The organism is Nonomuraea sp. NPDC052129 (assembly GCF_040680095.1).
Lineage (GTDB): Bacteria > Actinomycetota > Actinomycetes > Streptosporangiales > Streptosporangiaceae > Nonomuraea.
The window spans coordinates 92,148-119,052 of sequence record NZ_JBFAVX010000011.1; the positions used below are offsets into that span (position 1 = coordinate 92,148).

Sequence of the window (26,905 nt, forward strand, 5' to 3'; positions counted from 1 at the left end):
GCCCCACGTCGCCGAAATGACCCATCCGGAAATGACCGGCAAACAAAATGCGCCTGAGGGCTACGTCCCGTCAGGCGCACACAAAGTTCATTTGGGTACCAGAACTGCAACTGAGACCAGCTTACCATGGCCGCCGCGCCGACGTGTCGGCGCGGCGTCGGCGCGCCACTCACGATCGGCGAGGCGCCGGGGCGGAGAGTGGGGGCAGCGGGGCGAGGCCCCTTGCCCACGGGTGCCGGCAGGTGGCAGCAGGGCGGGACCCCCGACCCACCGAGACAGCGGGCGAGGCCCCGACCTCACCGGTGCGAGCGGATCAGGGCTTCCTGGCGATGCCGCCGTACATGAGGCGCTGACCGACACTGAGCACTTCGGGGACGGTGTCTTCGGGACGCCACAGGGGCAGCGGGACGACGCCGGGCTCGACCAGTTCGTACCCGTCAAAGAACGAGGTGATCTCCTCGGGAGTACGGAAGCGGCCGGTGCCGAGCAGTGCGAGGAACTTCTTCTCCGCGTCACGCGCGTCCTGGGTGGCGGAGCAGAAATGGGTGATGAAGACGTAGCTGCCGGACGGGACCGCCGCCATGTACTCCTCGACGATGCCCTTCGGGTCCTCGCTGTCATGCAGGTGGTGCAGGATGCCGACCAGCATCACGCCTACCGGCTGGTCCAGGTCGATGAGCCGCTGGACCGTCTCGTCGGCCAGGATCGACTTCGGCTCACGCAGGTCGGACGTGACCACCCCGGTCCGGTCGTTCTCGGCCAGGATCGCCCGGCCGTGGGCCAGCACCATCGGGTCGTTGTCGACATAGACCACGTGCGCGTCCGGATTGGCCCGCTGCGCGACGTGATGCGTATTCTCCACCGTCGGCAAACCGGAGCCGAGATCGATGAATTGGGTGATGCCGCGCTCGACGAGAAAGCGCACGCCCCGGCCGAGGATCTCCCTGTTGTACGTGGCCACATCGTAGATCTCGGGGACGACTTTCACGATCTCGGCGACGAACGCGCGATCGACCTCGAAGTTGTCCTTGCCGTTGAGCACGACGTCATAGGCCCTGGCGATGCTGGGCCGGGTGGTGTCGATGCCATTTGCCCACAAGTCCGAATTTTCGGTCACGGTGGACTCCTCGCGAGATCGGGAACAGTCGAAATGATCATAAGGCCGTTGAATGATCATATGTCGGGTAAGGCGGGAGGCGGGTGTTCCCGGACATGCCATTTGAGGAATATTGGGGTGATTGATGACTTATGTCGGATCTAGGCTGAGAAAGACGTGCGCCGGGTGTCTACAGCATGTCTGCGGCGACAGATGTCTTCAGGAGGAAGCCATGACGAGGTTCATGGACGTCCACCACGACATGGTGGGTATCACTGACGAGCAGTTCCGCGAAGCGCACGAGGCCGACCTCGCGATACAGGCCGACGAAGGAGTGTCCTTCGTGCAGGCGTGGGCGGACCCCGAGGAAGGCGTCATCTACTGCCTGTCCGACGCACCGAGCGCGGAGGCCGTACAACGGATTCACCAGCGGTCGGGCCACCCCGCCGACGAGATTCACCCCGTACCGCTGTCGCTCTGATCACCCTCCAGGAGCAGGTCCCGGAGGGCTTTGGCGGCGCCGCTCAGGAAGCCGTGGCGTCGTTGGATGAGCGCGACCGGGATCGAGAAGGCGGCCTCCGCGATGTCCAGGACGCGGATCCGGCCCGAGTTGAGCCGTCAGACTGTCGATCGGCACGATCCTCCGTCGTGGTGAGCGCGTCTCTGCCCAGCAGCCGTTCCAGCGCGTCTGCATGTGGCCGTACGCGAGCGAAGCAACGCGATGGCTGACGGCCTGCGCCTGACCCGGGCCATGACGCTGAAAGCCGCGGCCGCCGGGCTCGACCTCGGCGGCGGTGCCGGGATCGTCATCGGGGATCCGGTACGCGACAAGTCCGAAGCTCTCCTGCGCGCCCACGGCAGGTTCATCGCCGCGCTGGGCGGGGCCGGTTCATCCCGGTGAACGACGTCGGGACAGTGCAGGCGGATATCGAGGTCATCGGCCGCGCAACGGCGTCCGTCTGCGACAAAGGCGATCCCTCCCCGTACACGGCGCTCGGAGTTCTCGCATCGATCCGGGCTGGGCCGCGCGCCGCCCAAGGCTCCGGCGATCTCGCGGGCGCGACCGTGGCCGTTCATGGAGCAGGAAACGTCGGATCCCACCTCGCGCGACAGTACCTCGGGCACGACGACGCCCGTTCGACCGCGCGAGTCGAACGCGTGGGCGGGATCGTCGCCGACGTCTTCGAGCGGGCGGACCGTGAGCACATCACGACGGTCGAAGCCGCCACCGCGATCGCCCACGCGAACTCACCGCAGGTCGCGTCGCCGGCACGCGGTGAAAACTCCCGGTCGCCATAGGCAACGAGGGAACGCGCCGACTGAGCCGCCCCCGCCCCGTGGAACATCCCTGTCCCTCGATGTCACGCCTCAAGGTGAGGGGCTCGGGGAGGCGGCGGAAAACATGATCGACAGGACAGACGGCCGCGAGAGCAGGGTGCTGATCCGGCTGGTGGGCTCGTTCGCGGTCGAGAAGGACGGTATGCGCGAGACGGTCGGCGGCCGGGCCGGGACGCTCCTGAAGTTGCTGGCGGTCGAGCGCGGCCACGCTGTGCCCACCGACCGCGTCGTGGAGGTGTTATGGGGCGATTGCCCGCCGAAACGGCCGGTGGAGAACGTCGCCACGCTGGTGAGCAGGCTGCGCAGGACGCTCGGCCCTGAGGCGGTCACGGGCGGCAGGCGGGGCTACCGGCTGGGTGCGCCGCCGGCGGTGAGCGTGGATCTCGACGAGGTCGCCGCTCTGACCACGGAGGCGGAGAGTCGGCTGGCGAAGGACGAGGCGGCCGTGGCCGTCGCCGCGGCGACACGGGCGATCGACCGGCTCGACGGCGGTGCCGTACTGGATGGGGACAACGACGCTCCTTGGGCGGCGCCGACGCGTGGTGAGGCGGCAGGGCTGCTCAGGCGGGCGCTCCACGCGGCGGCGACGGCGGCGTTGCGCATCGCCGAGCCGGGGCGGGCGCGGCGGGCGGCTGAGGCGGCGGTGGCCGCGGACCCGTTCGACGAGGCCGCGCACCGGCTGCTGATGCGGGCGCACACCGAGGCGGGCGAGCCCGCGCGGGCGTTGCTGGCCTACGAGCGGCTGCGCGACCTCCTGGCGGCTGAGCTGGGCACGGATCCGGCGGCCGAGACGCGGGCCATGCACCTGGCGGTCCTGCGCGAGCAGCCGCCCGCTCCCCTGGGCGGCGCCGTAAAATCCGGAGCCGTGCAGGCCGGAGCCGCGAAGGAGGGGGCTGCCAAGGAGGGGGCCGCCGCCCTGGCGGCGCGGGCGGCGGCGGAGGCCGTTCCGCCGGGGCGGGCGGAGGCGGAGACCGCGCTGCCGGGGCGGGCAGAAGAGGTGGCCGGTATCTCCCGTTCTTGGGCGGCGGCCGTGGCGGGGCGGACCGGTGTGCTGCTGATCGTGGGTGAGGCGGGCATCGGCAAGTCCCGGCTGGCCGAGGAGGCGGTACGGGTCGCGCGGGCCACCGGCGGGACCATCTTGCGGGCGCGGTGCCACAAAAGCGAGCGTTCGCTCTTCCTCCAGCCGTTCACCGACGCGTTGACGCCACCGATCACCCGTCTCGCCGGCCCCGTGCTCCGCGACATGGTGGGTGACGGGGCGGAGGCGCTGGCCAGGCTGATCCCGGAGGCCGCGCCGACGCTGCGGCAGGGGCGCCACGGCATGGTCGGGGAGACCGGGCGGAGATCGTCGTACGAGGCGGTGGCCGCGTTCCTGCGGGCCCTGGCGGCCAGGGAGCCGGTGCTGCTGGTGCTGGAGGACCTGCACCTGGCCGGGACGGCGACCGTCGAGCTCGTCCACTACCTGGCCCGCCGGGTCTCCGGCGCGCGCCTGCTGGTCGTCGCGACGGCGCGTTCAGGGGAGGGCGCGGCGGCGCTGGAGGCGCTCGGGCATGCAGCCGTACGGCTGGAGCTGGGGCCGCTGCCCGCGCGGGCGGTCGGGCGGCTGGCCGCGCGGAGCGGTCAGGGCAGGTGGGCGGACGACGTCTTCCGGCGTACGCGCGGTCACCCGCTGTACGTCGTCGAGCTGCTGCGCGGCCTGGCGGCGGGTGAGCACGGGGTGCCGGCGGGGCTGAGCGCGGCGGTGCTCGCGCGGGTTCACCGGACCGGCTCGCTGATGGAGCGGCTGCTGCGGGCCGCCTCGGTATTCCGGGGCGCCTTCGAGCCCGCGCTGGCCGGCGAGCTGCTCGGCCTGCCGCCGCAGGTGGCCGCCGAGCTGTGTGAGCGCGCGCTGAGGGTGGGCCTGCTCGTGGTGACGGGCAGCGGGTACGAGTTCGCCAACGAGGTGACGAGGGAGGCCCTGTACGCCGCCACGCCCGTCCCGACCCAGCTGGTCTACCGCCGCCGCGCCGCCGACCTGCTCGGCCACCGCGACAACAGGCCGGTGCTCAACGGCCGGAGCCACCGCCCCGAACTCCGGTGAGAGGGAGTTCGTCGGCGTACATGCGGGCCTGCAACTCGTACAGCTCCGCGTATCGACCGGATCGGGCGATCAGCTCGTCGTGCGTGCCCTGCTCCGCCAGCGCGCCCTCGTGCAGGAGGTAGATCCGGTCGGAGTTGCGTACGCTGGCCAGCCGGTGCGTGATCAGGATGACGATCCGGCCGGTGGCGAGGCGGCGCAGCGACTCGTACACGGCGAACTCGGCCTTGGCGTCCAGCGGCGCCGTCGGCTCGTCCCATATCAGCACGGGCGCGTCGCGGAAGACGCCGCGGGCGACGGCCAGCCGCTGCCACTGACCGCCCGACAGTTCCTGGCCGCCGCGGAAGTACTTCGAGAGCAGCGTCTGCCAGCCGTTGGGCAGGCCGGCCACCACGGTGTCGGCGCCCGCCAGCTCGGCGGCGGCGCGCAGCGCCAGGTCGCCGGGGTCGTCGCGGTCGTGGCGGCCGGCTCGGACGTTGGCGCGGGCGGTGTGCGGCCATCGGATCGGGTCCTGGAGCACCATCATGATCCGGTCGCCGACGCTGTGCGGGTCCATCTCGCGGATGTCCACGCCGTCCCAGCTGACCTGCCCGCTGGTGGGCTCGTACAGGCCCGCGATGATCTTGGCGAGCGTGGTCTTGCCGGAGCCGTTCTCGCCGACGAGGGCGATGGTCTGACCGGTACGGACGGTGAGGTCGATGCCGCGCAGCGCCTCGCGGGTCCCGCCCGGGTAGCCGAACTCGACGCCGCTCAGCGTGATCACCTCCGGCGCGGCCGGCGCCATGCGGGTGCGGGTGGCCGCCGCGCGGCTCCTGGAGGCGGCGTCGTCGACGAACTCCTGGTAGTCCGCCACGTACATGCCCTGCTCCAGCAGCTGGTGTGCCGAGTGGACCAGCCGGCTGAGCGCGGCGTTCGCGGTCCGTACGGCTATCACCGCGCCGCCGGCCACCGCCAGCGGGATCCAGCCCGCCTGCAGCAGCAGGCCGAGCACGGTGAACGTGATGGCGGACATGAGTCCGGTGAGCGCCCGGCCGACGGAGCCGACGCGTACCTGGCCGGCCTTCACCCGTACCTCCTGGTCGCGTAACGGGTCGGCGACCTCGGCGTACTCCCGCAGCAGGAACTCCTCGGCCTGGCAGGCGCGGATCTCCGGGGCGGGCTCGCGCTGCGTGCCCAGCTCGGTGATCATCTGGACCCGGCGGTTCAGGGTGACCGTGCGGGTCATGTGCGCGTACGCCAGCCGGGCCGAGCGCTGCACCGTCCAGGCCGACGGGAGTACGCCCAGCACCAGCACCGGGAGCAGCGCGGCGTGCAGGACGGCCAGCCCGGTGAACGCGGCGGCGAACGCCAGCGCCGCGCCGACGAGGTCGACCAGGTTGTCCACGGCCCGCGCGAGGTGGAACAGGCCCCGGTCGCGCGCCCGCTGCATCCGGTCGTAGAAGCCGGCGTCGTCGTAGGCGGCCAGCTCGACGCGGAGCCCGGCCGCGAACAACTCCCCCTCCGCCATCCGGCGCACCGCGGGCGTCAGCCGGGCGTACGCGGCCGCGATGGCCGTCTCGACCGCGCCCCGCAGCAGGTACGCCCCGCCGACGAGGAGGATCATGGGCAGCGCGGCCGCCACCACCTCCACGGTGGGGCCGGTGGCGAGCAGCCGTTCCAGCGCCCCCGTGGTGGCCAGCAGGCCGAAGGCCGTGGCGGCTCCTGACACGACCTGGAGCAGTACGACCGTGACGGCCTGCCGGGGCGCCGCCCGCGCCACGATCGCGAGCACCGCCCGGCTGGTGGCCGGCAGCCGCCGGCACATCCGCCAGAAGCCCATGTCGCCCGCGTCGTCGAGTTGCCAGTAAGGCGACACCATCTGGACATCGGCGGACGCGCTCAAGACGGCTTCGCCGTGCTGGAGAGTGTGCTGGGAACCGTGCTGGAGACCGGGCCGGGGTCGGGCAGGAGCACCGAGGGCAGTGGGCATTCGGGATGCATGCGGAGCAACTGGTACGCGACTCCGCCGAGCCCCGGCATCAGCCCCGGAACGAACGCGTCCCTGGCGAACCCGCTGACCGGCCCATGCTCCTCGACACTGCCGAGCAGGTGGGCCTCCAGCCGGGGCCGGTCCAGTCCGCCCGCGCCGAGCCCCGCGGTGACGGCGAGGTCCAGCACCTCCCAGGCCCCGAAGTCGCCGTGGCACAGGGTGTGGTTCCAGCCGATGCCGTCGGCCTGGCTGGCCTGCGCCGCGCGCCGCAGCAGGTCACGCAGTCGTTCCGGGTCGCCGCGGCCCTCCATGAGCTGGTCGGCCGCCACGACCGCGATCCCGACGGACCCGTGGCACCACGCCGCCCCGATCTGGTCCGGGCCGCGCAGGTCGCGCCAGCTGCCGGTCTCGGGGACGTACAGGGTCTCCTCGTAGGCGAAGGCGGCCTCGGCGACGGTCGCGCAGTCGGTGTCGCCGGTGGCCGCCGCCAGCCGGGACAGCGCCCAGCCGATGCCGGTCGCCCCATGGGCCAGGCCGCCGATGCCGTCGGGGAAGCCGTCGATCGTCCAGCACGCGGTGTCGCCGCGTACCTGTGCCGCCGACACCAGCTTGCGGCCGATCGTCCTGGCCAGATCCCCCGCGTCGGCGTCGCCCGCGCTCTCGTGGAGTCGCAGCAGGGGCACCACCGCGCCCGCCATGCCGCGTACCAGGTCGAGTGACGGGTCGGACTCCAGCGCGGCGGGCAGCTCGCGGACGAGGTCGGCCGACCGCGAGAACGCCTCGGCCGGCTCGATCACGCCCAGGCGTACCAGCAGCAGCCAGCCCCAGATCCGCGAGGCGAGCCCGAGGTAGCCGCCGGCGGGCGCGGGCCGTCGCGTCTTGATCTCGGCCCGGTCCTTGGCCCACTGCTCCTCCGCCATCCGCACGGTACGCAGCACGTCGGCCAGCAGTTGCCCGACCTCCGGCACCGGGTCGGCCCGTCCCGCCTCCATCTCACGCAGGTAGCCCGCCAGCAGCACGGCGATGCCGGCCGCGCCGCCGTACATGTCGAGGCCGAGCGGCAGCACCGCCCATCCGGTCGGGTTGAGCACCGGCGCGATCCAAGTGACGGTGCCGTCCTCGGCGTGTATGGCGGCGTCGGACAGCGATCGCATGATGTCGGCCGCCAGCGTCCGCCGCCTGCGGTCCAGGTCGCCGGTGCTCAGGACGGTCGGGAGCAAGCGCCGCTGGTCGGGTACGCCGCCCTCGTTCAGGTACGCGCTGACCAGGGCGGACTGGATCACCTGGTGCTCCAGCGCGAGGTCGGCCGACCGCCACCGGCCAAGTGTCCCGGCGATCAGGTCCTGGGCGGGACCCCACTGGGTGCCGCGCGGCCCGGTGAGCCGGCCACGGCGCGGCGTGGTGGCGAAGAACGGCACATCGCCGTCCAGCAGTTCCTCGACCTCCGCCTCGATCACCTCGGGGTCGTCCGGCCGGCCGGGCGCGTTGGCCGCCTGCCTGGCCAGCAGGTCCGCCGCGCGCCGCCGGGCGGCGGGCTCGTCGTGCAGCGAGTGCGGGTGCCAGAGCATCCGCTGCAGCTCGGCGTAGCTCTCGGTGGACCTGAGTACGACCCGGATCGGCAGGTCGGCGAACTCCCCGAGCCACCCCGCCAGCTCGCCGCCCTCGTCGAGCTTCCTGAGCCGCCTGGTCAGCCGGGTGAACCCGTCGACCACCAGGTCCCAGTGCTTGCTCAGCACGGGTTCCGGGCTCGGGTGGTTAAGCGAGAGCGGGACGCGTACGGGCGCGAGGCCGATCCGCGCCTCGTCGGTGCCGACGCCGAGGATGACGGGCAGCTCCGTGACCGGCTGCTGGCCGGGCAGTGAGCCGATGGCGGACATGTCGACGCCGCGCCAGCCGAGCGCCAGCCCCCGGCCCGGCAGCAGCCCGGTGCCCAGCACCGAGCCGCCGATCAGCGCCCCCGCCCGGTCCGCCGCGAGCCCGTAGCCGGAGACGCGCGTCGGCGGCTGGGGCGTGAACAGCGTCTCGCAGTCCACGACGGTGGGGATCGGTCCTGCGGCGATCAGGTTCTCGGCGTGCAGGTCGGTGCCGCCGATCAGCCGCATCACGGCCAGCCAGTGCCCGAGGTTGCGGTAGAAGCAGCGCGTCTCCTCGTCGTCGGCGCAGTACCGATGGGCGACGTGCTCGGCCCAGCCGTAGCCGTCACCGCTCACCACGTCGGGGACCCTGATCCGGGTGTCGGCGGGCTCGTCGGCCAGCAACCGGCTCAGCAGCCGCGCCGCGGCCAGGTCAACGGCTACGGACCGCGGCTTGTAGACGACCTTGCCGGCGGTGCAGGTCAGGATCGCCACGCTCTGCCCGCCGCGATGGCTGTCACCCGCGCCGAACTCGACACTCACCAACTCCCCCGGCTCGCCCCCCTTGGGCTGCCCCGGATCGCCCCCCTCGAGCGGCCGGAGCAGGGTCGTGAGCAGCGGCCGGTCGGCGGCGAAGCGGCAGGCCAGGCTCATCGCCGCCGCGCACCTGTGGCCGATCAGCCGTCGCAGGCGTGGGAGCAGGGTCGGGTAGTGGCCGCCCAGCGACTCCCAGAACTCCGGGTTCGCCGCCTGGGACTCCCAATCCCGCCACCTGGCCTCCGGGTCGGCGCCCGTGAGCCTGCCGGTGATCCTGGCCGCGTTCAGCTCCAGGAGCAGCACCCGGTTGGTCCTCATGCGCACGGTGTTCAGCAGCGCCGTGGCGGCGCCCGCGTGTACGGCCCGGCGCTCCGTTTCCGCCAGGCCCGCGACGGACCCGAGCCGGGCCGCCAGTCGCTCCAGTGAAGGTTCGAGCAGGCGGTCCAGCACGGTGTCGCTTACGGTGTATTCCCCCATGTCAGGTCAGCAGCACAAGCGCCCGGCGGAGGCGCTGCACGCGGTGCCGCAGCCGCCCTCGGTGAGCGGAGGGGGAGGCGGGTTGCAGCCCGACGCGGCGAGGATGGATTCGAGGGTGATGTCCGCTTCCGCGTACTCACCGCTGGCGAACAGCGGGCCAGCCGGGTTGTCCCATCCTTCGACGAGCTGCGTACCGCTCCGCCAGCCGGCCACGATCCGGTCGGCCTGCTCCGGGGTCAGTTTGGGCATGAGATCGGTCCCTTCCTTGAGCCGAACAATCCGCTCAAGATGCTGCCAACCGACGTTGCAAATCCGTTGCAGCCGGGACATCGAGCACGGGCGTGGCTTGCCTTGGCGCATGCTCGTGCCAGCTCATGGGACGCACGCGCTCGACCCGCTCGCGGGGTCAGTCTTCTTCTGCCGGGGCTTCTGTCGGGACTTCTGCCAGGACGCGCTGGGCGACGGCGAAGGCGGCGTTGGCGGCCGGGACACCGCAGTAGATCGCCGTCTGCAGGAGCACCTCGCCGATCTCGTCGGGGGTCAGGCCGTTGCGCAGGGCCGCGCGCACGTGCATGGCCAGCTCGTCCAGGTGACCGCGGGCGACCAGCGCGGTCAGGGTGACGCAGCTGCGGGTACGGCGGTCGAGGCCCGGCCGGTTCCAGATCTCGTTCCAGGCGTAGCGGGTGATGAGGTGCTGGAAGTCGCGGGTGAAGCCAGTGGTGGCGGCGACGGCCCGATCCACGTGGGCGTCGCCGAGCACCTCACGCCTGGTACGCATCCCGGCCGCGTGACCGGAGTCGCCGCCAAGGTGGCCGACGATCGCGGACGTCACGGTGTCGGCCCGCTCCACACTCGCCAGGTGGGCCGCACCGGGCACCACGCGCAAGAGCGCCCCGGGGATGCCTTGGGCCAGCGTGAGAGCCTGGTCCAAGGGCGTGGCCGGGTCGTCGGCCCCCGCGACGATCAGCGTGGGGGCGGTGATGGCGGCCAGGCGTCCGGTCAGGTCGCAGGACGCGATGGCGGTGCAGCAGGCCGCGTACGACTCGGCGTCCACGCGTTCCAGCATGTCCGTCACCCAGCGGCCGTCGTAGCCGGCGGTGAACCAGCGGGCCGCCAGCGCCGGGGCGAGCTGGGCCACGCCCGAGGCACGTACCAGCGCCGCCCGCTCCAGCCACGGGCCCGGCTCCCCGAACCGCGCCGACGTACAGCACAGCACCAGGCTCCGCACCCGACCCTGCCGACCGGCCTGCTGCTTACTGGCTTCCTGCTGACCCGGCTCCTGCTGACGGGCCTGCTGCTGACCGGCCGCGATCGCGGTGGCAATGGCGCCGCCGAGCGAGATGCCGCCGACCGCGAACTCTCCGGCCTCCGTGTCCTCCACATCGTCCACCAGCTCCAGTACAGCCCGCGCCAGGTCGTCGATCGTCAGGCCGGAGGCGGCGGGGGCCGAGCCGCCGTGGCCCGGCAGGTCGTACCGGAGCACCCGCCACGACTGGGTGAGCACGCTCAGCTGCGGCTGCCAGATGTCGAGCGTGGTGCCGAGCGACGGCCCGAGAACCAGCAACGGCGCTCCAGCAGGCCCGTCGACGCGGTGATGCAGCTTCATGCTCACGATCACTTCCGGTAGTCGGCCGGGACGCGGCGCTTACGGTAGTCGGCCAGGAGGCGATCGACGAGTTCCGGCGCGGCGCCCAGATAACCCTCGGGATCCAGCAGCTCCTCCGGCCCTTCCAGCGGACCTGGACGGCTCAGCGCCTCGTCGAGGGCGTCGCGGCCGAGGTGGACCGCGAGCCGTTCCGACACGATGCGCCCGCCGGTCAGGCAGGCGTTGTCCCGCATCCTGTCCGGGAACACCTGAAGCCCGGCGACCAGCTCGGCGGCCGTCTCCGCGGCGCCGCCGGTCAGGCGGAGGCATTCGCGCAGTGGCAACCACTCCGCCTGCCAGGCGCCCGCGGCCCGCTCGTGCTCCCCCGCCTGTCCCAGCAGCTGGGCGTACGCGGGCACCTGGAGCGCCGCCGACCGGATCAGCACCGACAGGGCTGGGTTGCGCTTCTGCGGCATGGCCGAGGAGTTGCCCCGGGATGACTCGGCCACCTCGCCGACCTCGGTCTGGGCCATGAGGATCACGTCGGTCGCCACCTTGCCGAGCGCGCCCGCCGTACCGGCCAGGGCCGCGCCCAGCTCGGCGACCACGGACCGCTCGGCATGCCACGGCGCCGGCGGAGCGACCAGCCCGAGCTCCTCGGCATAGAGCTCGACCAGCCGAAGCACCCGCGCCTGAGCACTCTCGCCACCACCGGATTCGGCGTCGGCGGTGCGGACGGTTTCGACGAGGGCGGCCAGGGTGCCGGCCGCGCCGCCGAGCTGGGCGGGGAGGCGTAGCGCGCTCAGGCGGTCGCGGGCGCGCAGGAGGCCGGTCAGCCAGCCGGCCGCCTTGAGTCCGAACGTCGTCGGGACCGCCTGCTGGCCCAGCGTGCGAGCCGCCATCAGCGTGTCGCGATACCGCTCCGCCAGCCCGGCGAGCACGTCCATGGCCGCGTCCAGATCCGCCGCGATCAGGCTGACGGCACGCGCGGCGACCAGCATGGCGGCCGTGTCACAGATGTCCTGGCTGGTGGCTCCCCGGTGGACGAACACCGCCGCCTTCAAAGCTCCGGCTTCGGCGGCGGTGACGGCTTTTCGTAGGTCGGCGACCAGGGGGACGACGGGGTTGGCGGCCTGTCTGGCTCGCTGGGCGAGGTCCGGTAGGTCCGCGGTGAACCCCGAGGCCACCCGGTCGATCAGGGTGGCCGCCGCGCGGGGGATCAGCCCGGCGCGCCCCTGCGCACGGGCCAGCGCCGCCTCGGCGTCCAGCATGGCGCGCAACCAGGCCGCGTCCGACGTCACCGCCTCCACCCGGGTGCCCGCCCGCACCGGCGCCAGCAGCCCGCTGTCCGCGGCAGCCCCGCCGGCAGTCCCGTCAGAAGTCAAGGAACACCGTCTCCCCATCCCCCTGGAGCCGCACGTCGAACCGGTACCGGTCCCCCGACCCCGTCGCGATCAGTGTCCCCCGCCGTTCCGGCTCCAAGCCGTCCAGCAGCGGATCAGGCAGATCCTCCAGGTAGACGCGGGTCAGCAACGACCGCAGCAACCCCCGGGCGAACACCTGCAGCGACAGGTACGCCCCGTCAGGCCGCGCCGTACGGAAGCGAAACGAACCATCCGGAGCCGTAGCACAGCGCCCGAAGCCGGACACCTCCCCGTCGCCCCGCAGCAACGCGCCGCGGTCGCCGGTGCGGCCCAGCCAGAGTTCCAGCAGCGCGTCCGGCACCGGCTCACCGGCGCCGTCCAGGACGCGGCCGGTCAGCATGATCGCGCCCGCGTGTCCGGGAGGCACCAGCTCCCAGTCGTGCGGGTACGGCAGCGCGTGGCTGAAGAACGGCCCCACGGTCTGGGAGGGCGTGAGCTTCATGAAGGCTCCGTCCTGGGACGGCGTGAGGTTCATGACGACTCCATCGGGGTTCGGCCCAGCACGATGTCGAAGGAGTAGCCCAGCGACCATTCGGGCTCGGTCAGCTCCATGGAGAAGGCCGAGACGAGCCGTTGCCTGGCCGGCTCGTCGGGGATCGACTGGAGGATCGGGTCGAAGGGCATCAGCGGGTCGCCCGGGAAGTACATCTGCGTGACGAGCCGTTCGGTGAAGGCCCGCCCGAACACGGAGAAGTGCAGGTGCGCGGGCCGCCACGCGTTGTGGTGGTTGCGCCAGGGATAGGCGCCGGGCTTGATCGTGACGAACCGGTAGCGGCCGTCCTCGTCGGTGAGGCAGCGGCCGGCGCCGGTGAAGTTCGGGTCGAGGGGGGCGGGGTGCTGGTCGCGTTCGTGGGCGTAGCGGCCGGCGGCGTTGGCCTGCCAGAGCTCCACCAGCGTGCCGCGGACCGGTTTTCCGGCGGAGTCCAGGATGCGGCCCGTGACGGAGATGCGCTCGCCGAGCGGCTCCCCGGCGTGCTGCCTGGTCAGGTCGGAGTCGAGCGAGCCGACCTCGTCGTGGCCGAAGACCGGGCCGGTCAACTCGATCGCGTCGGGATCGCTCCTGAACGCCACCGGTGGCCGCGCGGGCGCGCGCAGGATCGTGCTGCGGTAGCCGGGGCTCAGGTAAGGAGGATGGGTCATGGCCGCCCTTCGAAGTTGATCATGGCAAGCCCACGTAGTTCTCCGCCAGCGTCGTCGCGGCCGACTCGGAGGAGGTCACGTAGTCCAGGTAGGACAGCTGCAGCCGCCGCCCGTAGTCGTCGTCGGAGTCGAACGTGTGCAGCAGGGTCGTCATCCACCAGGAGAAGTGCTGGGCCCGCCAGACCCGCTTCAGGCAGGACTCGGAGTAAGCGTCGAGCAGGTCGGCCGAGCCGGTGGCGAAGAACCGGTCCAGCGCCTCGGTCAGGACGCGTACGTCGGCCACGGCGAGGTTCAGCCCCTTCGCGCCGGTGGGCGGCACGATGTGGGCGGCATCGCCGGCGAGGTAGAGGCGGCCGTACTGCATGGGCTCGGCGACGAAGGCCCGCATCGGCGTGACGCCCTTGTCGAAGATCTCGCCGGTGTCCAGGACGAAGCCGGGTACGGTCTCCAGCCGCGCCTTCAGCTCGTCCCAGATCCGCTCGTCCGGCCACTCCGCCACGGTGGCGTCGGGCGGGACCTGCAGGTAGAAGCGGCTGACCGTGGGCGAGCGCATGCTGTGCAACGCGAAGCCGCGTTCGGTCCTGGCGTAGATGAGCTCCTCGGACGACGGCGCCACCCGGGCCAGGATGCCGAGCCAGGCGAAGGGATAGTCCCGCTCGAACAACCGCAGAACGCCCGGCGGGATGGACGGCCTGGACACGCCGTGGAAGCCGTCGCAACCGGCGATCACGTCGCAGTCGAGCCGCTCGCCACCGAACGTCAGGTACGGCTCGGCCTCCAGCGAGTGCACGGCCACGTCCTCGATCTCGAACCGCACGTCACCGCCCGCTTCCAGCCTGGCGGCGATCAGGTCCTTGACCACCTCCTGCTGTCCGTACACCGTGATGGACCGGCCGGGCACCAGCTTCTCGAAGGCGATGCGGTGGCCCTGCCCGCCGTACCTGAGCTCGATGCCCCGGTGCGGCAATCCCTCGCGCAGCAGCCGCGCGCCGACGCCCGCCTCGACCAGCGTGTCCACCGTCCCCTGCTCCAGCACGCCGGCGCGCACGCGGCGCTCCACGTACTCGCGGCCGCGCTTCTCCAGCACCACGGAGGAGATGCCGCGCAGGTGGAGCAGGTGGGACAGCAGCAGACCGGCGGGCCCCGCCCCGATGATCCCTACCTGAGTGCGCATGAGGGAAGCATCCTGCTTCGGCGGTCGATTGTTCGAGCCGCCTCTTCCACTGAGCGGAAGAATTGTGCAGGATTTGCGGTATGTCAGGTGGATCCCAGGGGCGCACGGTGACCTCCAAGGTGCTCGCCATCCTGGGCGCGTTCGACTCCGGGCACCCGCAGCTCACGCTGACCGACCTGGCCAGGCGCAGCGGCGTCCCGCTGAGCACGGTGCACCGGCTGGTCGGCGAGCTGGAGGAGTGGCAGGCGCTGAGCCGCGCGCCCGACGGGCGGCTCCGCATCGGGCTGCGGCTGTGGGAGCTGGGCCAGCTCGCGCCTGCCAAGCTCCAGGACCTGGCCCATCCGTGGTTGCAGGAGCTGTTCGCGAGCACCGGCGAGAACGTGCACCTGGCCGTCCGCGACGGGCTGGAGGTGCTGTACGTGGACAAGGTGGCCGGGCGGCGGGCCGTGCCGATCGTGTCCAGGACGGGTGGGCGGCTGCCCATGCATCCGACGGGCGTCGGCAAGGCCCTGCTCGCCTATGAGCCCGAGTGGTTCGTCCGGTCGTACCTGGACCGCGTGCTCGAACGGCCGACCCCGCACACGATCACCGAGCCGGGGCGGCTGGCGCGCGAGCTGGCCACCGTACGCGCCCAGGGGTACGCGCTGACGTACGAGGAGATGACGCTCGGCTCCTGCTCGGCCGCGGCCCCGGTCCTGGTCGACGGCCGGGCCATCGCCGCGCTCGGCATGGTCCTGTCCTCCAGGCGCGCCCGCGAGCTCCCCCGGCTGGTCGAGCCCCTGCTGACCGCCGCGAACGGAATCGCCAAGGCATGCGCCGCCACGGCGTAGCTCTTGCCCAGGAGTGCCCGCGCACCATAACGTGCTCCGGTAAGCGCTTTCCAAAGGTCTCCAAAGGAGGTCGCCCGTGCCGTCCCCCCTGCGCGTCGCCATCGTCGGCGGCGGCGCGATCGCGAGCTTCGCGCACATGCCCGCCTTCCAGGAGCTGTCTGACGACATCGAGGTGGTCGCCGTCGTGGACGCGACCGCCGAGCTGGCCCAGGCGTTCGCCGACCGGTTCGGCGTGCCGTACGCCTCCGACGACCTCGAAGGCATGCTCGCCGAGGTACGCCCCGACCTGGTCGACGTCTGCAGCCCGCCCTCCCTGCACGCCGCCCAGGTGGCGGCCGCGCTGCGCGCGGGCGCGTGGGTGTGGTGCGAGAAGCCGCCGTGCCTGTCGCTGGCCGAGTACGACGCCATGGTCGCGGCCGAGCAGGAGGGCGGGCCGTACGCGGCGATCGTGTTCCAGCAGCGGTTCGGCTCCGGCGCGCAGCACCTGCGGCGGCTGATCGAGAAGGGCGCGCTCGGCACGCCGTACGTCGCGCACTGCCAGACCACCTGGTACCGCGACGACGCCTACTACGCGGTGCCGTGGCGCGGGCGCTGGGAGACCGAGGGCGGCGGCCCCGCGATGGGCCACGGCATCCACCAGCTCGACCTGCTGCTGGAGCTGCTCGGCGAGTGGAGCGAGGTACGCGCCATGGCGGCCAGGTTGGCGCGTGACGTCGAGACCGACGACGTCACGACCGCGCTGGTCCGCTTCGAGTCCGGCGCCCTGGCCACGGTGGTCAACAGCGTGCTGTCGCCGCGGCAGGTCAGCCACATACGCATCGACCTCGCCGACGCCACGCTGGAGCTGACCCACCTGTACGGCTACGCCAACGACGACTGGACCTGCACCCCGGCCGAGCATGCCGGCCCGATCGAGTGGCCGCCCGCCGAGGACGAGCCCACCTCCCACCTGAAGCAGCTGCGGGCCCTGGTGACGGACCTGCGCGCGGGCCGGCGGCCCCGGGCCAGCGGGCGGGACGGACGCCGGTCGCTGGAGCTGATCACCGCCATGTACAAGGCGGCGCTGACCGGCGGTACGGTACACGCGGGCGAGGTGGGCCCCGGCGATCCCTTCTACCGCAGCCTGCACGGCGACACCCCCGGATGGAGCCCTTCATGAGCGCGATCGTCTTCGAGGCGCACGGCGTGGAGCTGATGCGCTACGTCCACGAACCCGACCCGCAGCCGTTCGAGGCGCCCAAGCCGTACATCCACCCGATGCGTACGCTGGCCGGTGACGTGGTGACCTCCTACCGGCCGCACGACCACCGCTGGCACAAGGGCCTGCAGCTGACCGCCTCGCACGTGTCCGGCCAGAACTTCTGGGGCGGCGGCACGTTCGTCCGCGAGGAGAAGCGCTACATCGACCTGGACAACAACGGCACGATGCGCCACGACACCCTCGACGTACGCGAAGACGGCCTGTCGGGGCAGCTGACCTGGCGCAGCTCGCGCGGCGAGCCCTGGGTGGAGGAGCGGCGCGAGCTCACCGTCGAGGCGGTCGACCCGGCGAACGGCTCCTGGGAGCTGGTCTGGCACACGACCCTCACCGGCCTGCGCGAGGAGCCGCTGCGTTTCGGCAGTCCCACCACGCACGGCCGCCCGCTCGCCGGATACAGCGGCCTGTTCTGGCGCGGCCCGCGCTCGTTCACCGGCGGCGAGGTGCTCGGCCCCGACGGGATGGGCGGCGAGGAGATGATGGGGCAGCGGGCCCGCTGGCTGGCCTTCCAGGGGCGGCACGACGAGGTGGACCGGTCGTCCACGCTGATCTTCGTACCGGAGCCGGGGCCGGAGTCGCACTGGTTCGTGCGCAGTGGCCCGTTCGCCGCGGTCAATCCCTCATGGGCCTTCCACCAGGAGTTCGAGCTGGCGCGCGGGCAGACGATCGCCCGCCGCTACCGGATCGTGCTGGCGACCGGCTGGTGGGGCACCGAGCGGATCGAGGAGCACCTGGCCAAGCGCCGAGCTGCCGACTAGCCGCTGACTCGCCGGCTAGTCGCCGAGCCGCTGGATCCGGTCCTTGAACAGGGTGGTGGCGATGGCGGCCCGGTGCGGCTGGCCCTTGATGAACGCCTGGGCGAAGCTCTAGCCGAGGACCATCTGCTCCCAAAGGATCATGCCGAGCGAGCGGTTGTTGTTGATGACGACCTTGACCGGCAGCCGCTGCTGGGCGGCGGTGAGGAACTCGGCCATGAGCATGGCGAACGCCCGGCATGCCGAAGACGGTGTCGACGCCCCACTCGGCGAGCCGCTCTACCAGGGATTCCGCTGCTATGCGTGCCATGACCCCGGCCCTACCCTCGACCGAAGTAGACAGACCCTTTGACCAAGCATGCGATGAATTTCGTTGTCATTTCGGGAGAATTCCCAGGCTGCGGGTAGGGGCGGGGAATGCACATTCTGGTCACGGGGGCAACCGGCATGCTGGGCAAAGCAGTGGTGCCCACACTCCTCAGGACGGGTCACGCGGTGCGGGCGTTGAGCCGCGAGGCGCACTCAGGCCGGGACGTCGAATGGGTATGGGGTGACCTGACTGGGGGCAAAGGCGTCTACAGCGCCGTGCGGGACGTCGACGCGATCATCCATCTCGCCACCTTCGCCCGCAAGGGCCACCGGGCCGGTTCCGTCGATGTCGCGGGCACCGCGGTGCTGCTCGACGCGGCCAAGGAAGCCGGGGTGCCGCATTTGGTGTTCACCTCGATCGTCGGCGCCGACCAGGCCGCGACCGGGTATCTCGAGGACAAGCTCGAAGCCGAGCGGCTGATCAGGGAGAGCGGGATCGGCTGGACGATCCTCCGCTCCACCACCTTCCACCAGCACCTCGACCAGCTGCTCCGGGAGCTGGCCGCCACCTACCCCGCGATCCCGGTGGACCGCACGCTCCCCTGGCAGCCCGTGGACCGCTCCGAGGTCGCCGTGTATCTGACCGACCTGGTCGCCGCCGGTCCCGAGCGGGGCGTGATCGAATATGGCGGGCCCGAGGTGATCGGCATGGACGCGGTGGTCAGACCCTGGCTGCAAGCCAAGAAGCTGCGCCGTCTGCTACTGCCGGTGCGCTATCCCGGCGGCAGGTGGGCCGCCCAGCGGGCCGGCTGGCACACCACGGACGCCACGCCGCTGGGGCGGATCACCTGGCACGACCACCTCTTCCCCGCCCCGCCCGAGCCGTCGGACGACTTCGCCGTCGAGCACACCGCCTCGCCGACCAGCCCGGCCACCCAGCCGGACCTCGACCCGAACTCGCACGTCTACGGCGGAGACGACGGCTACGAGCGCCCGACCCGCGCCTGACCCGCCTTAAATGGTCCAGGGGTCGTAGTCGACCTCCAGCGGCTCCTGGGCCGGTCGCTGGGCCTCCGGGACGTGCTGGAGATTGACCCGGATGCGGTACCACACGCTGCTGCGCCCGCGCATGCCGTCGACCAGCACGTCGGCGGGCTGGAGGTGGTCGGCCACCTCGGGGTGCCTGGCCTTCCACCGCTCGAACCCGGCCAGCGCCTCGTCCTTGTGCTGCGCCCTGGCGATCTCGACGACGGGAAGGTCCTCCCGCTCGGGGGCGGGCCCCTGCGACTCGGCCAGCTCCAGCAGCGAGTCCAGGCCGCCCGCGTGCAGGTCCATGTCCGCCCACGGGTCGCCCAGCTCGGCGAACCTCTTGGGGACCGTGTCGATCGTGTGGTCGCCCGGCCGGCAGCCCGGCACCTCGTCCCAGGTCAACGGTGTGGAGACGCGGGCGTCGGCGACCGGCCTGACCGAGTAGGCGGAGGCGACCGTACGGTCATAGGCGTTCTGGTTGTAGTCGACGAACACGCCGTGCCGCTGCTCCTTCCACCACCGGCTGGTGGCCACCTCGGGGGCCCGCCGCTCCACCTCCCGGGCCACCGCCTCGGCCGCCCGGCGCACCTCGGCGAAGGTCCAGCGCGGCTCGATGCGGGCGTACACATGAAAGCCCCGTGATCCCGACGTCTTGGGCCAGGCGGTCAGGCCGTGGTCGGCCAGCACCTCGCGGGAGACCTGCGCCGTGCGCAGCACGTCGCCCCAGCGCACGCCCGGCACCGGGTCGAGGTCGATGCGCAGCTCGTCGGGGTGGGCCAGGTCGGCGGCCAGCACCGGGTGCGGGTTGAGGTCGACGCACCCCAGGTTGACCGCCCACACGATGTGGGCCGTCTCCGTCGCGACGACCTCCTCGGCGCTGCGCCCGGAGCGGTAGCGGAGCTCGGCCACCTGGATCCAGTCGGGCCGCTTGGCGGGCGCGCGCTTCTGGAAGAACGCCTCCTCCTCGATCCCGTGCACGAACCGCTTGAGCACCATCGGCCGCCCGCGGACGCCGCGCAGCGCGCCCTCGCCGACCGCCTGGTAGTAGCGGATCAGGTCGAGCTTGGTGTGCCCGCTGGCGGGGAACACCACCTTGTCGGGATTGGTGACGCGGACTTCACGCCCTGCGACCTCGATGTCAGGCATGAGGGTCACGATACGGGGCGCCTCCGACAGATCAGCTTCGGCTCCGCGCCTCCCAATAGGCCAGGCCGAGCCGCCGGTACGTGGCGATCGCCACCCGCCGGTGCTCGTCCGCCTCCTCGGTACGCCTCAGCCGTACGGCCAGCGCCGCGAGGACGTCGCGGACCGAGCCCCAGGCACCGCTGCCCATGCCCATGACGATGAACTGGTCGGCTACCGGCAGCAGCCGCTCGTACAGCTCTTCCGGGTCCGGCGTGCCGAGCCGGGCGGCGATGAGGCCCCAGGCCGGGAACAGGAAACCCCCCGACCAGTCGTCCCGCAGCTCCGTGCCCCAGCGCGCGATCAGCGCCCTGGCCAGTTCCTCCTTGCCCACGTCGAGGGCGGCCAGGATGGCGAGCGGCCGCATCGGGATCATCTGCGGGAGGTCGCTCGCGGCGATGAGGTCGTCGATGATCTCGGCCACCCGGCCCTGGCCGCGTCTGCACGTGTAGAGCGTGGCCAGCCGGCGGGCCTCCGCGCCCCACGGGCTGGCACCGTACTTGAGGTCCGGGAAGTCAGCCACCAGCGCCTCCGCCTCGGCCCAGCGGCCGTGCAGGGTGTGTCCGCCCGTCTGCGCGACTCGGACCATGGCTTCCAGCTCGGGGCGGCGTACCTCCTCCAGGACCCGCTCGCAGCGGGCGAGCTCGCGCTCCCACTCGGCCAGGTCCCCCGCGCGGAGCAGGCAGGACATCCGCAGGCCGCCGGCCACCAGCCGGGCCTCCCTGGTCAGCCCTGGAATGGCCAGCATCTCGTCGGCGGCGCGCAGCCGGGCGGGGTTGTTCCCCATGACGAACCCGGAGATCAGGTAGTTGTTCAGCGTCCTGGCCAGCAGCGCCGGGTCGCCCAGGGCGCGGGCCAGCTCCACGGCGTCCGCGGCGAGCAGTTCGCCCTCGGCGCGGCGGGGTCCGTAGTGCAGCTCGACGCCGAGCGTGCCCAGCAGCGTGGCCCTGGCGTGGTCGTCGAGCGGGCCCGCCAGCAGGTCCTCCAGGACCGACACCATCTGCTCATCCACCACGCCGTACGGCCGCCAGTTCCACACCGACAGCCCGCCGAACGCCGATACCGCCGTCACCAGCGCGTCGCGGTCGCCGAGCCGCTTGGCCGCCGCGATCGCCTCCGTCAGGTCGCGCATGGCGCCGTCGGCGTCGCCCACGGTACGTCGGGCCTGACCGAGCTCGGTCAGCAGGTGGCAGCGATCGGCCGAGTCGCCGGGCGGCAGGTGCGCGACCGCCAGCTCCCAGAACGTGACCGACTCGGTGTAGCCGTGACGGGCCACCGCCTCCCGAGCCGCGGCGACGGCATAGGCCACAACCCGGTCCGTGCCGCCCAGCTTCGCGGCCGCGGCGAAGTGGCCGGCGAGCTGGGCGGGGTCGGCGCCGGGCAAGGTCTCCAGGTACGTACCGGCCCTCAGGTGCAGCCGGGCTCTGGCCAGCCGGGTGAGGCCCGCGTCCAGCGCCTGGCGTACCAGGGCGTGCGAGAAGCGGTAGTCGGCGGGCCACGCGTCCTCGGTCAGCAGGCCGACGGCGAGGGCGGGCTCGGCGAGGGTCATGACCTCCTCGACCGGCCGCTCGGTGAGCGCGGCCAGCAGGTCGACGGTCACCTCGCGGCCGGCCACCGCGGCCGCTCTGAGCAGGTCCTGCGTGGCGGCGGGCAGCCGGGCGAGCCGCCGGTCGATGACGTCGCGGGCACCGGCCGGGACCAGGTCCCGCTCGCTCTCCGGCAGCAGGAGCAGCTCGGTCAGGTAGAACGGGTTGCCGCCCGAGCGGTCGAGCATGGCCACCGGATCCGCGTCCACGTGGCGCAGACGCAGGTAGTCGAGCACCTCGCCGGCGTCGAACGGGGCCAGCGGCACCCGGTGGCTCTCTCGCGCCAGCGCGCCCAGCGTCTCGCGCAGCTGCTCGGGGTGCTCGCCCGGCTCGGGTCTGAGCGTGACCAGGACGAGTGTGGAGGTACGGGCGAGCTCACCGGCGACGTGGCCGAGCAGCCGCAGTGACGAGACGTCGGCCCAGTGCACGTCCTCCAGCACCAGCAGGAGCGGGCCGCCGCGCAGCCGCGACACCACGCCGTCGTACAGGTCGAACAGCTCGGCCTGCGGTTGCGCGGGGATCAGCCCGGCCTGGGTCCAGGGCCAGAAGGGCGGGGCCGTCTCGCCGTCCAGGCAGCGTCCCCAGGCCGTCTGGAAGCCGCGCGCGGCGGCCACCTCGGCGGCGGCGCGCGCCAGGCTCGTCTTGCCGATGCCCGCCTCGCCGGTCACCAGCAGCAGACCGCCCCTCCCCCGGCGGGCCTCGGCCAGCAGTTCCTCGACCAGATGCAACTGTCCGTCCCGCGCGATCAGCCGCTGACCGCCCGTGCCTCGACTGCTGACCGAGTCGTCCGCCGACGCGCGCCGCCGCTCGAAGCGGTCGTCGGGAACGGGAGTGGTGAAGGCGGTCGGGGCGGTGAGGCCGGGTGCGGTGAGGGTCATCAGGTCGGGCGACTGGTCGAACACCGCCTGTTCCAGCCGCTTCAGCTCCGGCCCCGGCTCGATGCCCAGCTCGGCGTCCAGCAGCGACCGGACCCGGCGCAGCGCCCCGAGCGCGTCCGCCTGCCGGCCCGCCCGGTAGAGCGCCAGCACCAGCAGCGCCCACGCCCGCTCCCGGTAGGGATGAGCCTCGACCAGCGCCTCCAGATCCGGCAGCCCGGCCTCGCCGAGCGCCAGCCGCGCCTCGAACCGGTCCTCGGCCGCCCCCAGCCGCAACTCCTCCAGCCGGTGTACGGCCCGCCGCGCGAACTCCAGGTCGGCGAACTCCCCCAGCAGCTCACCCCGCCACAGCCCGAGCCCTCGGTCGAGCACCTCCAGCGCCTCGGCGTACCTGCCGCCCCGCAGCACCCGCCGCCCGTCCTCGGCCAGCGCGGTGAAGCGGCCCGCGTCGACCTGTCCCGGCGCGATGTCGAGCAGGTAGCCGGGCTCGCGGGTGAGCAGCAGGCGGGGCGGCGTGCGCGGCTTCCTGCCGGGTTCCAGCACCCGGCGCAGGTGGGAGACGTACGCCTGGAGGGTCGCCGTCGCCTTGGCCGGCGCCTCCCCGGCCCACAGCTCCTCGATCAACCGGTCGAGCGGTACTACGCGCCCTGGTGAGAGGGCCAGCACGGCGAGCACGGCCCGCTGCTTACGCGTGCCGAGATCGAGCCGAACACCATCGGCGGAGTCGACCTCAAGCCGGCCGAAAAGACGGACATCCACAAACCCCAAGTCAACCCCAAATCCCCCTCAAATGGTAAAACGCACACTTGGTCCCATGAATGACATCAAAGTGAACGGCAACCTTCTGCTCCCCGGCGACGCGGGCTTCGACGCGGCCCGCAAGCCCTGGAACCTGGCGGTGGACCAGCCGGTACGCGCGGTGGTCGAGGCGGCCGACGCCGACGACGTGGCCGCCGTGGTGAGCTACGCGCGGCTCAACGGCCTGGCGGTCACCGCCCAGCCGAGCGGCCACGGCGCCTCCGGCGACACCGACGGGACGATCCTGCTCAAGACCACGCGTCTTGGCGGTGTGAGCATCGAGGACGGCGTCGCGCGGGTCGGCGCGGGCGTGAAGTGGGGCGAAGTGCTGGCGGCCGCGGGCCCGCTCGGCCTCACGGGCCTGGCGGGCAGCTCGCCGGTGGTGAGCGTGACCGGCTACACGCTCGGCGGTGGTTTGAGCTGGTTCGGGCGCAAGTACGGCTTCGCGGCCGACAGCGTACGGGCCTTCGAGGCGGTCGACGCCGCCGGTGACCGCGTCAGGGTGACGGCGGAGTCGGATCCGGAGCTGTTCTGGGGGCTGCGGGGCGGTGGCGGCGACTTCGCCTTGGTCACCTCGTTGGAGTTCGGCCTGCACCCGGCCCCCGAGCTGTTCGGCGGGCGGATGATGTGGCCGGTCGAGCGGGCTCGGGAGGTGTTCGACGCCTTCGCCGAGACCACCGCCGAGGCGCCGGAGGAGCTGACGCTCTGGTTCGACCTGCTGAAGTTCCCCGGCGCTCCGGTGGGGTACGTCGCCGTCGACGTCACCTTCCTCGGCGAGCACCCCGGCGCCCTGCTGCGCCGCTTCGACCGGATCGGCGGGCTGATCAGCGACACCCGGCGGCCGACGCCGGTGGCCGAGCTGGGGTCGATCTGCGCCGAACCCACTGACCCCAGCCCGGGATCGGGCCGGTTCGAGCTGCTCACGGGGCTGGAGGGCGTGGCGGACGTGCTGCTCGGCGCGCCGATCGACCCGCTGATCAGCGTGCAGGTCCGGCACCTGGGCGGGGCGCTGGCCCGGCCCGCCGAGGGTGGCGGCGCCGTGGGGCATCTGGCCGAGCCGTACTCGGTCTACATGTTCGGCCGGCCGACGCCGGACACGGCTGAGCGCATCACCGACCTGACGAAGGCGCTCGTGCCGCACACGAGCGGATGTAAGACGTACACCATGCTGACTCAGGGCGAACGCGCCGCATCCGCCTTCCCCGCGAGCACGCTGGCCCGGCTGCGCGACCTCAAGCGGGCCCGCGACCCGCACGGCGTGATCCGCGCGAACTTCCCCGTGCTGGGGTGATCACCGGGGTCGCTAGAACGTGCCGTGGCGGCCCGACCGCCGACTCGCTAGAACGTGCCGTGGTGGCCCCGACCGCTGGCTCGCTAGAAGGTGCCGTGGCGGCCCGCGCCCGCCGCGAAGCGGGCCGCGCCGCCGACCGCGTCGGGCAGGGACACCAGCCCGTGGCGCAGCTCGTTCCGCATCGCCTCCCGCTCGGGCAGCCCGTCCTGCTCCAGCGCCGACATCCGGTCGCCGCGCAGGCAGGTCTGCGGGAAGCCGGCGATCTCGCGGGCCAGCTCCTCCGCCTGGCGCCTGGCCGTGCCGGTGGGGACGACGCGGTTGGCCAGGCCCATCTCGTACGCCTCGCGGGCGCCGACCGGACGGCCGGTGAGGATCAGGTCCATGGCCCGGGAGGCGCCGATGAGCCGCGGGAGCCGTACGGTGCCGCCGTCGATGAGCGGCACGCCGAAACGGCGGCAGAACACCCCGAACACCGTGTCCTCCTCGGCCACCCGCAGGTCGCACCAGAGCGCCAGCTCCAGCCCGCCCGCGACGGCGTGCCCGGCGACGGCGGCGACGACCGGCTTGGACAGGCGCATCCTGGTCGGGCCCATCGGCCCGTCGCCGTCCTCGCCGACGTGGTTGTCGAGCGTCTTCAGGTCGGCGCCCGCGCAGAACGTGCCGCCCTCGCCCCACAGCACGGCCACCGCGGCGTCGGACTCCTCGAACGCCCTGAACGCGTCGACCAACGCGTCTGCGGTCTTGCGGTCGACCGCGTTGCGGACCTCCGGCCTGCTCAGTATTACGGTCGTGACCTGGCCTTCTCGCTCCATGCGTACGGTCATGGCTGCCTCCGTGATGGGTGGTCGCCGGAACGTGAGCGTACGGCGGCGCCGGAGGTCACGCCAGCGCCTGATACGGCCACCCGTATCTGGATTTTATTCCCCCAGACGGTCGAGGAGGTCAGGGCGGCCCGAGCGCGTCGTCGGCGACCAGGGCGCGGGCCGTGTCGGCGAAGTAACCCCCGGCATGTCCTGACATTCAGCCGCTCCACCGCAGATTCGCCCCTTTATGCACCGCGAATATATCCTCAGGGTATAGTCCCTCCACATGATCGACTCCCCGAACCGGGCCACGCCGGACGACGGCCATGGCGAACTGCGCGAACCCCGACTCCGTGGCCGACTGGCCATCATCACCGGGCTCGTCACCGTCCTGGCCGCCACCGGACTCGTCCAGGCCCTGCCGGCCGCGGCGTCCCAGACGGTCACGCCGTTCCTGCCCGCACCGACCGGCTCCCAGCCGGTCGGCACCACATCCCTGTACATGAAGGACACCTCGCGCCCCGACCCCTGGGTTCCCACCGTCAAGTACCGCGAGCTCATGGTCTCGCTGTGGTACCCGGCCAAGTCGCCAGGCCGCAAGCGAGCGCAGTACATGACGGCGAAGGAGTCCGAGCTGCTGCTCAAGGACGGAAAGATCACCACCATTCCGTCCGACACGCTGAGCAAGACGCGCACCAACGCCTTCACCGACGCCCGTCCCGCCGGGCGTAAACACAGCCTGCCCCTCGTGGTGCTCTCTCCCGGGCACAGCAAGCCCCGCAGCGAGCTCACGGGCCTCGCCGAGGAACTGGCGAGCCGGGGGTACGTGGTGGCGGCCATCGACCACACCTACGAGAACGTCGCCACGACCTTCCCGGACGGACGGGTCACCACCTGTGTCACGTGCGAGATCGCCAAGGGGCAGGGCTGGTGGGCGAAGCTGGAGAAGAGCCGGGCCGCGGACGTGTCTTTCGTGCTCGACCAGCTGACCGGCAAGCACCCGAAGTGGAAAGGCGCCGGCCTGATCGATACGTCGAAGATCGCCATGGCCGGTCAATCGGCCGGCGGCGCGAGCGCCGTCACGGCCCTGCTGGAGGATTCCCGGCTGCGCGCCGGCATCGACATGGACGGAACCGTGGAGAGCACAGTCCCCGCATCCGGGCTGTCCCGACCGTTCCTCTTCCTGGGCAAACCCGCGACCTACACGCCGGGCAAGAGTGGGGCCGCCTCGTGGGAGCACGTCTGGGCGGGACTGACCGGCTGGAAGCGCTGGCTGCTGATGTCCGGAGCCGTACACCTGTCCTTCACCGACCTGGGCGTGCTGGTCGACCAAGCCGGCATCGATGTCGGCGCCGACATACGCGGCGCCCGCGCCATGAGCATCACCCGCAAGTACGTCACGGCCTTCTTCGACCAGCACCTGCGCGGCAAGCCTCAGCCCCTGTTGAACAAGTCCTCAGCGAGCTACCCCGAGATCACCTTCTGCAGCCCGCCGGAGAAGACCTGCGCTTGACGCCCT

Annotated in this window: 22 protein-coding genes and 1 pseudogene; 10 read left to right on the forward strand and 13 right to left on the reverse strand. The window is 72.2% G+C overall.

Annotated features, from left to right (window positions below; all coding sequences use genetic code 11):
* Positions 1-313: 313 nt before the first annotated feature.
* The gene (locus AB0L53_RS24615) at positions 314-1,117 is read right to left on the reverse strand and encodes an SAM-dependent methyltransferase (RefSeq protein ID WP_363997964.1); all 804 of its coding nucleotides are present in this window, start codon (positions 1,115-1,117) and stop codon (positions 314-316) included.
* 211 nt (positions 1,118-1,328) lie between these two features.
* On the opposite strand from AB0L53_RS24615, the gene AB0L53_RS24620 reads away from it, so the two are divergent.
* The 4 genes and pseudogenes from AB0L53_RS24620 to AB0L53_RS24635 all read left to right on the forward strand — a co-directional run bounded on the left by AB0L53_RS24620 (position 1,329) and on the right by AB0L53_RS24635 (position 4,514).
* Complete coding sequence (locus AB0L53_RS24620; RefSeq protein WP_358553387.1) at positions 1,329-1,577, forward strand: SCO4226 family nickel-binding protein; 249 nt, start codon at positions 1,329-1,331, stop codon at positions 1,575-1,577.
* 198 nt (positions 1,578-1,775) lie between these two features.
* Positions 1,776-1,997 (forward strand): annotated as a pseudogene (locus AB0L53_RS24625) (Glu/Leu/Phe/Val dehydrogenase dimerization domain-containing protein); the annotation flags it as partial.
* Complete coding sequence (locus tag AB0L53_RS24630; protein WP_363997967.1) at positions 1,994-2,395, forward strand: hypothetical protein; 402 nt, start codon at positions 1,994-1,996, stop codon at positions 2,393-2,395. The pseudogene AB0L53_RS24625 and the gene AB0L53_RS24630, both read left to right, overlap by 4 nt.
* A gap of 103 nt (positions 2,396-2,498) precedes the next feature.
* Positions 2,499-4,514: an AAA family ATPase gene (locus AB0L53_RS24635; protein WP_363997970.1), complete on the forward strand. Its 2,016-nt coding sequence runs from the start codon at positions 2,499-2,501 to the stop codon at positions 4,512-4,514.
* Here AB0L53_RS24635 and AB0L53_RS24640 read toward each other — a convergent pair.
* The 8 genes from AB0L53_RS24640 to AB0L53_RS24675 all read right to left on the reverse strand — a co-directional run bounded on the left by AB0L53_RS24640 (position 4,480) and on the right by AB0L53_RS24675 (position 14,670).
* The gene (locus AB0L53_RS24640) at positions 4,480-6,393 is read right to left on the reverse strand and encodes an ABC transporter ATP-binding protein (RefSeq protein WP_363997973.1); all 1,914 of its coding nucleotides are present in this window, start codon (positions 6,391-6,393) and stop codon (positions 4,480-4,482) included. The two genes, AB0L53_RS24635 and AB0L53_RS24640, sit on opposite strands and share 35 nt — an antisense overlap.
* On the reverse strand, positions 6,390-9,347 hold the full coding sequence (locus AB0L53_RS24645; protein WP_363997976.1) for a type 2 lanthipeptide synthetase LanM family protein: 2,958 nt from the start codon (positions 9,345-9,347) through the stop codon (positions 6,390-6,392). Before AB0L53_RS24645 ends, AB0L53_RS24640 begins: the two co-directional genes overlap by 4 nt.
* 6 nt (positions 9,348-9,353) lie before the next feature.
* Positions 9,354-9,596 carry a DUF6229 family protein gene (locus AB0L53_RS24650; RefSeq protein ID WP_357951270.1) on the reverse strand — a complete coding sequence of 81 codons (243 nt, stop codon included), beginning with the start codon at positions 9,594-9,596 and terminating at the stop codon, positions 9,354-9,356.
* A 157-nt stretch (positions 9,597-9,753) separates the two neighbouring features.
* Positions 9,754-10,953 carry a 4-carboxymuconolactone decarboxylase gene (gene pcaC, locus AB0L53_RS24655; protein WP_363998517.1) on the reverse strand — a complete coding sequence of 400 codons (1,200 nt, stop codon included), beginning with the start codon at positions 10,951-10,953 and terminating at the stop codon, positions 9,754-9,756.
* Positions 10,954-10,961: 8 nt separating this feature from the next.
* Positions 10,962-12,317 carry a lyase family protein gene (locus AB0L53_RS24660; RefSeq protein ID WP_363997979.1) on the reverse strand — a complete coding sequence of 452 codons (1,356 nt, stop codon included), beginning with the start codon at positions 12,315-12,317 and terminating at the stop codon, positions 10,962-10,964.
* Positions 12,307-12,831, reverse strand: a complete 525-nt coding sequence (locus AB0L53_RS24665) for a protocatechuate 3,4-dioxygenase subunit alpha (RefSeq protein ID WP_363997982.1) — start codon at positions 12,829-12,831, stop codon at positions 12,307-12,309. Before AB0L53_RS24665 ends, AB0L53_RS24660 begins: the two co-directional genes overlap by 11 nt.
* Positions 12,828-13,496 carry a protocatechuate 3,4-dioxygenase subunit beta gene (gene pcaH, locus AB0L53_RS24670; protein WP_363997985.1) on the reverse strand — a complete coding sequence of 223 codons (669 nt, stop codon included), beginning with the start codon at positions 13,494-13,496 and terminating at the stop codon, positions 12,828-12,830. Before pcaH ends, AB0L53_RS24665 begins: the two co-directional genes overlap by 4 nt.
* A gap of 19 nt (positions 13,497-13,515) precedes the next feature.
* Positions 13,516-14,670, reverse strand: a complete 1,155-nt coding sequence (locus AB0L53_RS24675) for a 4-hydroxybenzoate 3-monooxygenase (RefSeq protein ID WP_363997988.1) — start codon at positions 14,668-14,670, stop codon at positions 13,516-13,518.
* 80 nt (positions 14,671-14,750) lie between these two features.
* Here AB0L53_RS24675 and AB0L53_RS24680 point away from each other — a divergent pair, with 80 nt between their 5' ends.
* The 3 genes from AB0L53_RS24680 to AB0L53_RS24690 all read left to right on the forward strand — a co-directional run bounded on the left by AB0L53_RS24680 (position 14,751) and on the right by AB0L53_RS24690 (position 17,516).
* Complete coding sequence (locus AB0L53_RS24680; RefSeq protein WP_363997991.1) at positions 14,751-15,500, forward strand: IclR family transcriptional regulator; 750 nt, start codon at positions 14,751-14,753, stop codon at positions 15,498-15,500.
* A gap of 76 nt (positions 15,501-15,576) precedes the next feature.
* On the forward strand, positions 15,577-16,659 hold the full coding sequence (locus AB0L53_RS24685) for a Gfo/Idh/MocA family oxidoreductase (protein WP_363997994.1): 1,083 nt from the start codon (positions 15,577-15,579) through the stop codon (positions 16,657-16,659).
* The gene (locus AB0L53_RS24690) at positions 16,656-17,516 is read left to right on the forward strand and encodes a PmoA family protein (RefSeq protein ID WP_357951259.1); all 861 of its coding nucleotides are present in this window, start codon (positions 16,656-16,658) and stop codon (positions 17,514-17,516) included. Before AB0L53_RS24685 ends, AB0L53_RS24690 begins: the two co-directional genes overlap by 4 nt.
* A 108-nt stretch (positions 17,517-17,624) precedes the next feature.
* On the opposite strand, the gene AB0L53_RS24695 is transcribed toward AB0L53_RS24690, so the two are convergent.
* Entirely contained in the window at positions 17,625-17,738 is a 114-nt protein-coding gene (locus AB0L53_RS24695; protein ID WP_363997998.1) for a thiamine pyrophosphate-dependent enzyme, read from the reverse strand.
* Positions 17,739-17,930: 192 nt separating this feature from the next.
* Here AB0L53_RS24695 and AB0L53_RS24700 point away from each other — a divergent pair, with 192 nt between their 5' ends.
* Positions 17,931-18,830, forward strand: coding sequence for an NAD(P)H-binding protein (locus AB0L53_RS24700; RefSeq protein ID WP_363998001.1), 900 nt, complete (start codon positions 17,931-17,933; stop codon positions 18,828-18,830).
* A gap of 6 nt (positions 18,831-18,836) precedes the next feature.
* Here AB0L53_RS24700 and ligD read toward each other — a convergent pair whose 3' ends face one another.
* The gene (gene ligD, locus AB0L53_RS24705) at positions 18,837-19,997 is read right to left on the reverse strand and encodes a non-homologous end-joining DNA ligase (RefSeq protein WP_363998004.1); all 1,161 of its coding nucleotides are present in this window, start codon (positions 19,995-19,997) and stop codon (positions 18,837-18,839) included.
* Between the two features lie 31 nt (positions 19,998-20,028).
* Complete coding sequence (locus AB0L53_RS24710; protein ID WP_363998007.1) at positions 20,029-23,253, reverse strand: BTAD domain-containing putative transcriptional regulator; 3,225 nt, start codon at positions 23,251-23,253, stop codon at positions 20,029-20,031.
* 55 nt (positions 23,254-23,308) lie between these two features.
* Between AB0L53_RS24710 and AB0L53_RS24715 the strand changes: the two genes are divergently transcribed.
* Positions 23,309-24,583: an FAD-binding oxidoreductase gene (locus AB0L53_RS24715; RefSeq protein ID WP_363998010.1), complete on the forward strand. Its 1,275-nt coding sequence runs from the start codon at positions 23,309-23,311 to the stop codon at positions 24,581-24,583.
* 83 nt (positions 24,584-24,666) lie between these two features.
* Here the strand turns inward: AB0L53_RS24715 and AB0L53_RS24720 are convergent, their stop codons facing one another.
* Positions 24,667-25,407 (reverse strand): crotonase/enoyl-CoA hydratase family protein, encoded by a 741-nt coding sequence (locus AB0L53_RS24720; protein ID WP_363998013.1) that lies wholly within the window; start codon positions 25,405-25,407, stop codon positions 24,667-24,669.
* 265 nt (positions 25,408-25,672) lie between these two features.
* Between AB0L53_RS24720 and AB0L53_RS24725 the strand changes: the two genes are divergently transcribed.
* Entirely contained in the window at positions 25,673-26,899 is a 1,227-nt protein-coding gene (locus AB0L53_RS24725; protein ID WP_363998016.1) for an alpha/beta hydrolase, read from the forward strand.
* The last annotated feature ends 6 nt before the right edge of the window (positions 26,900-26,905 follow it).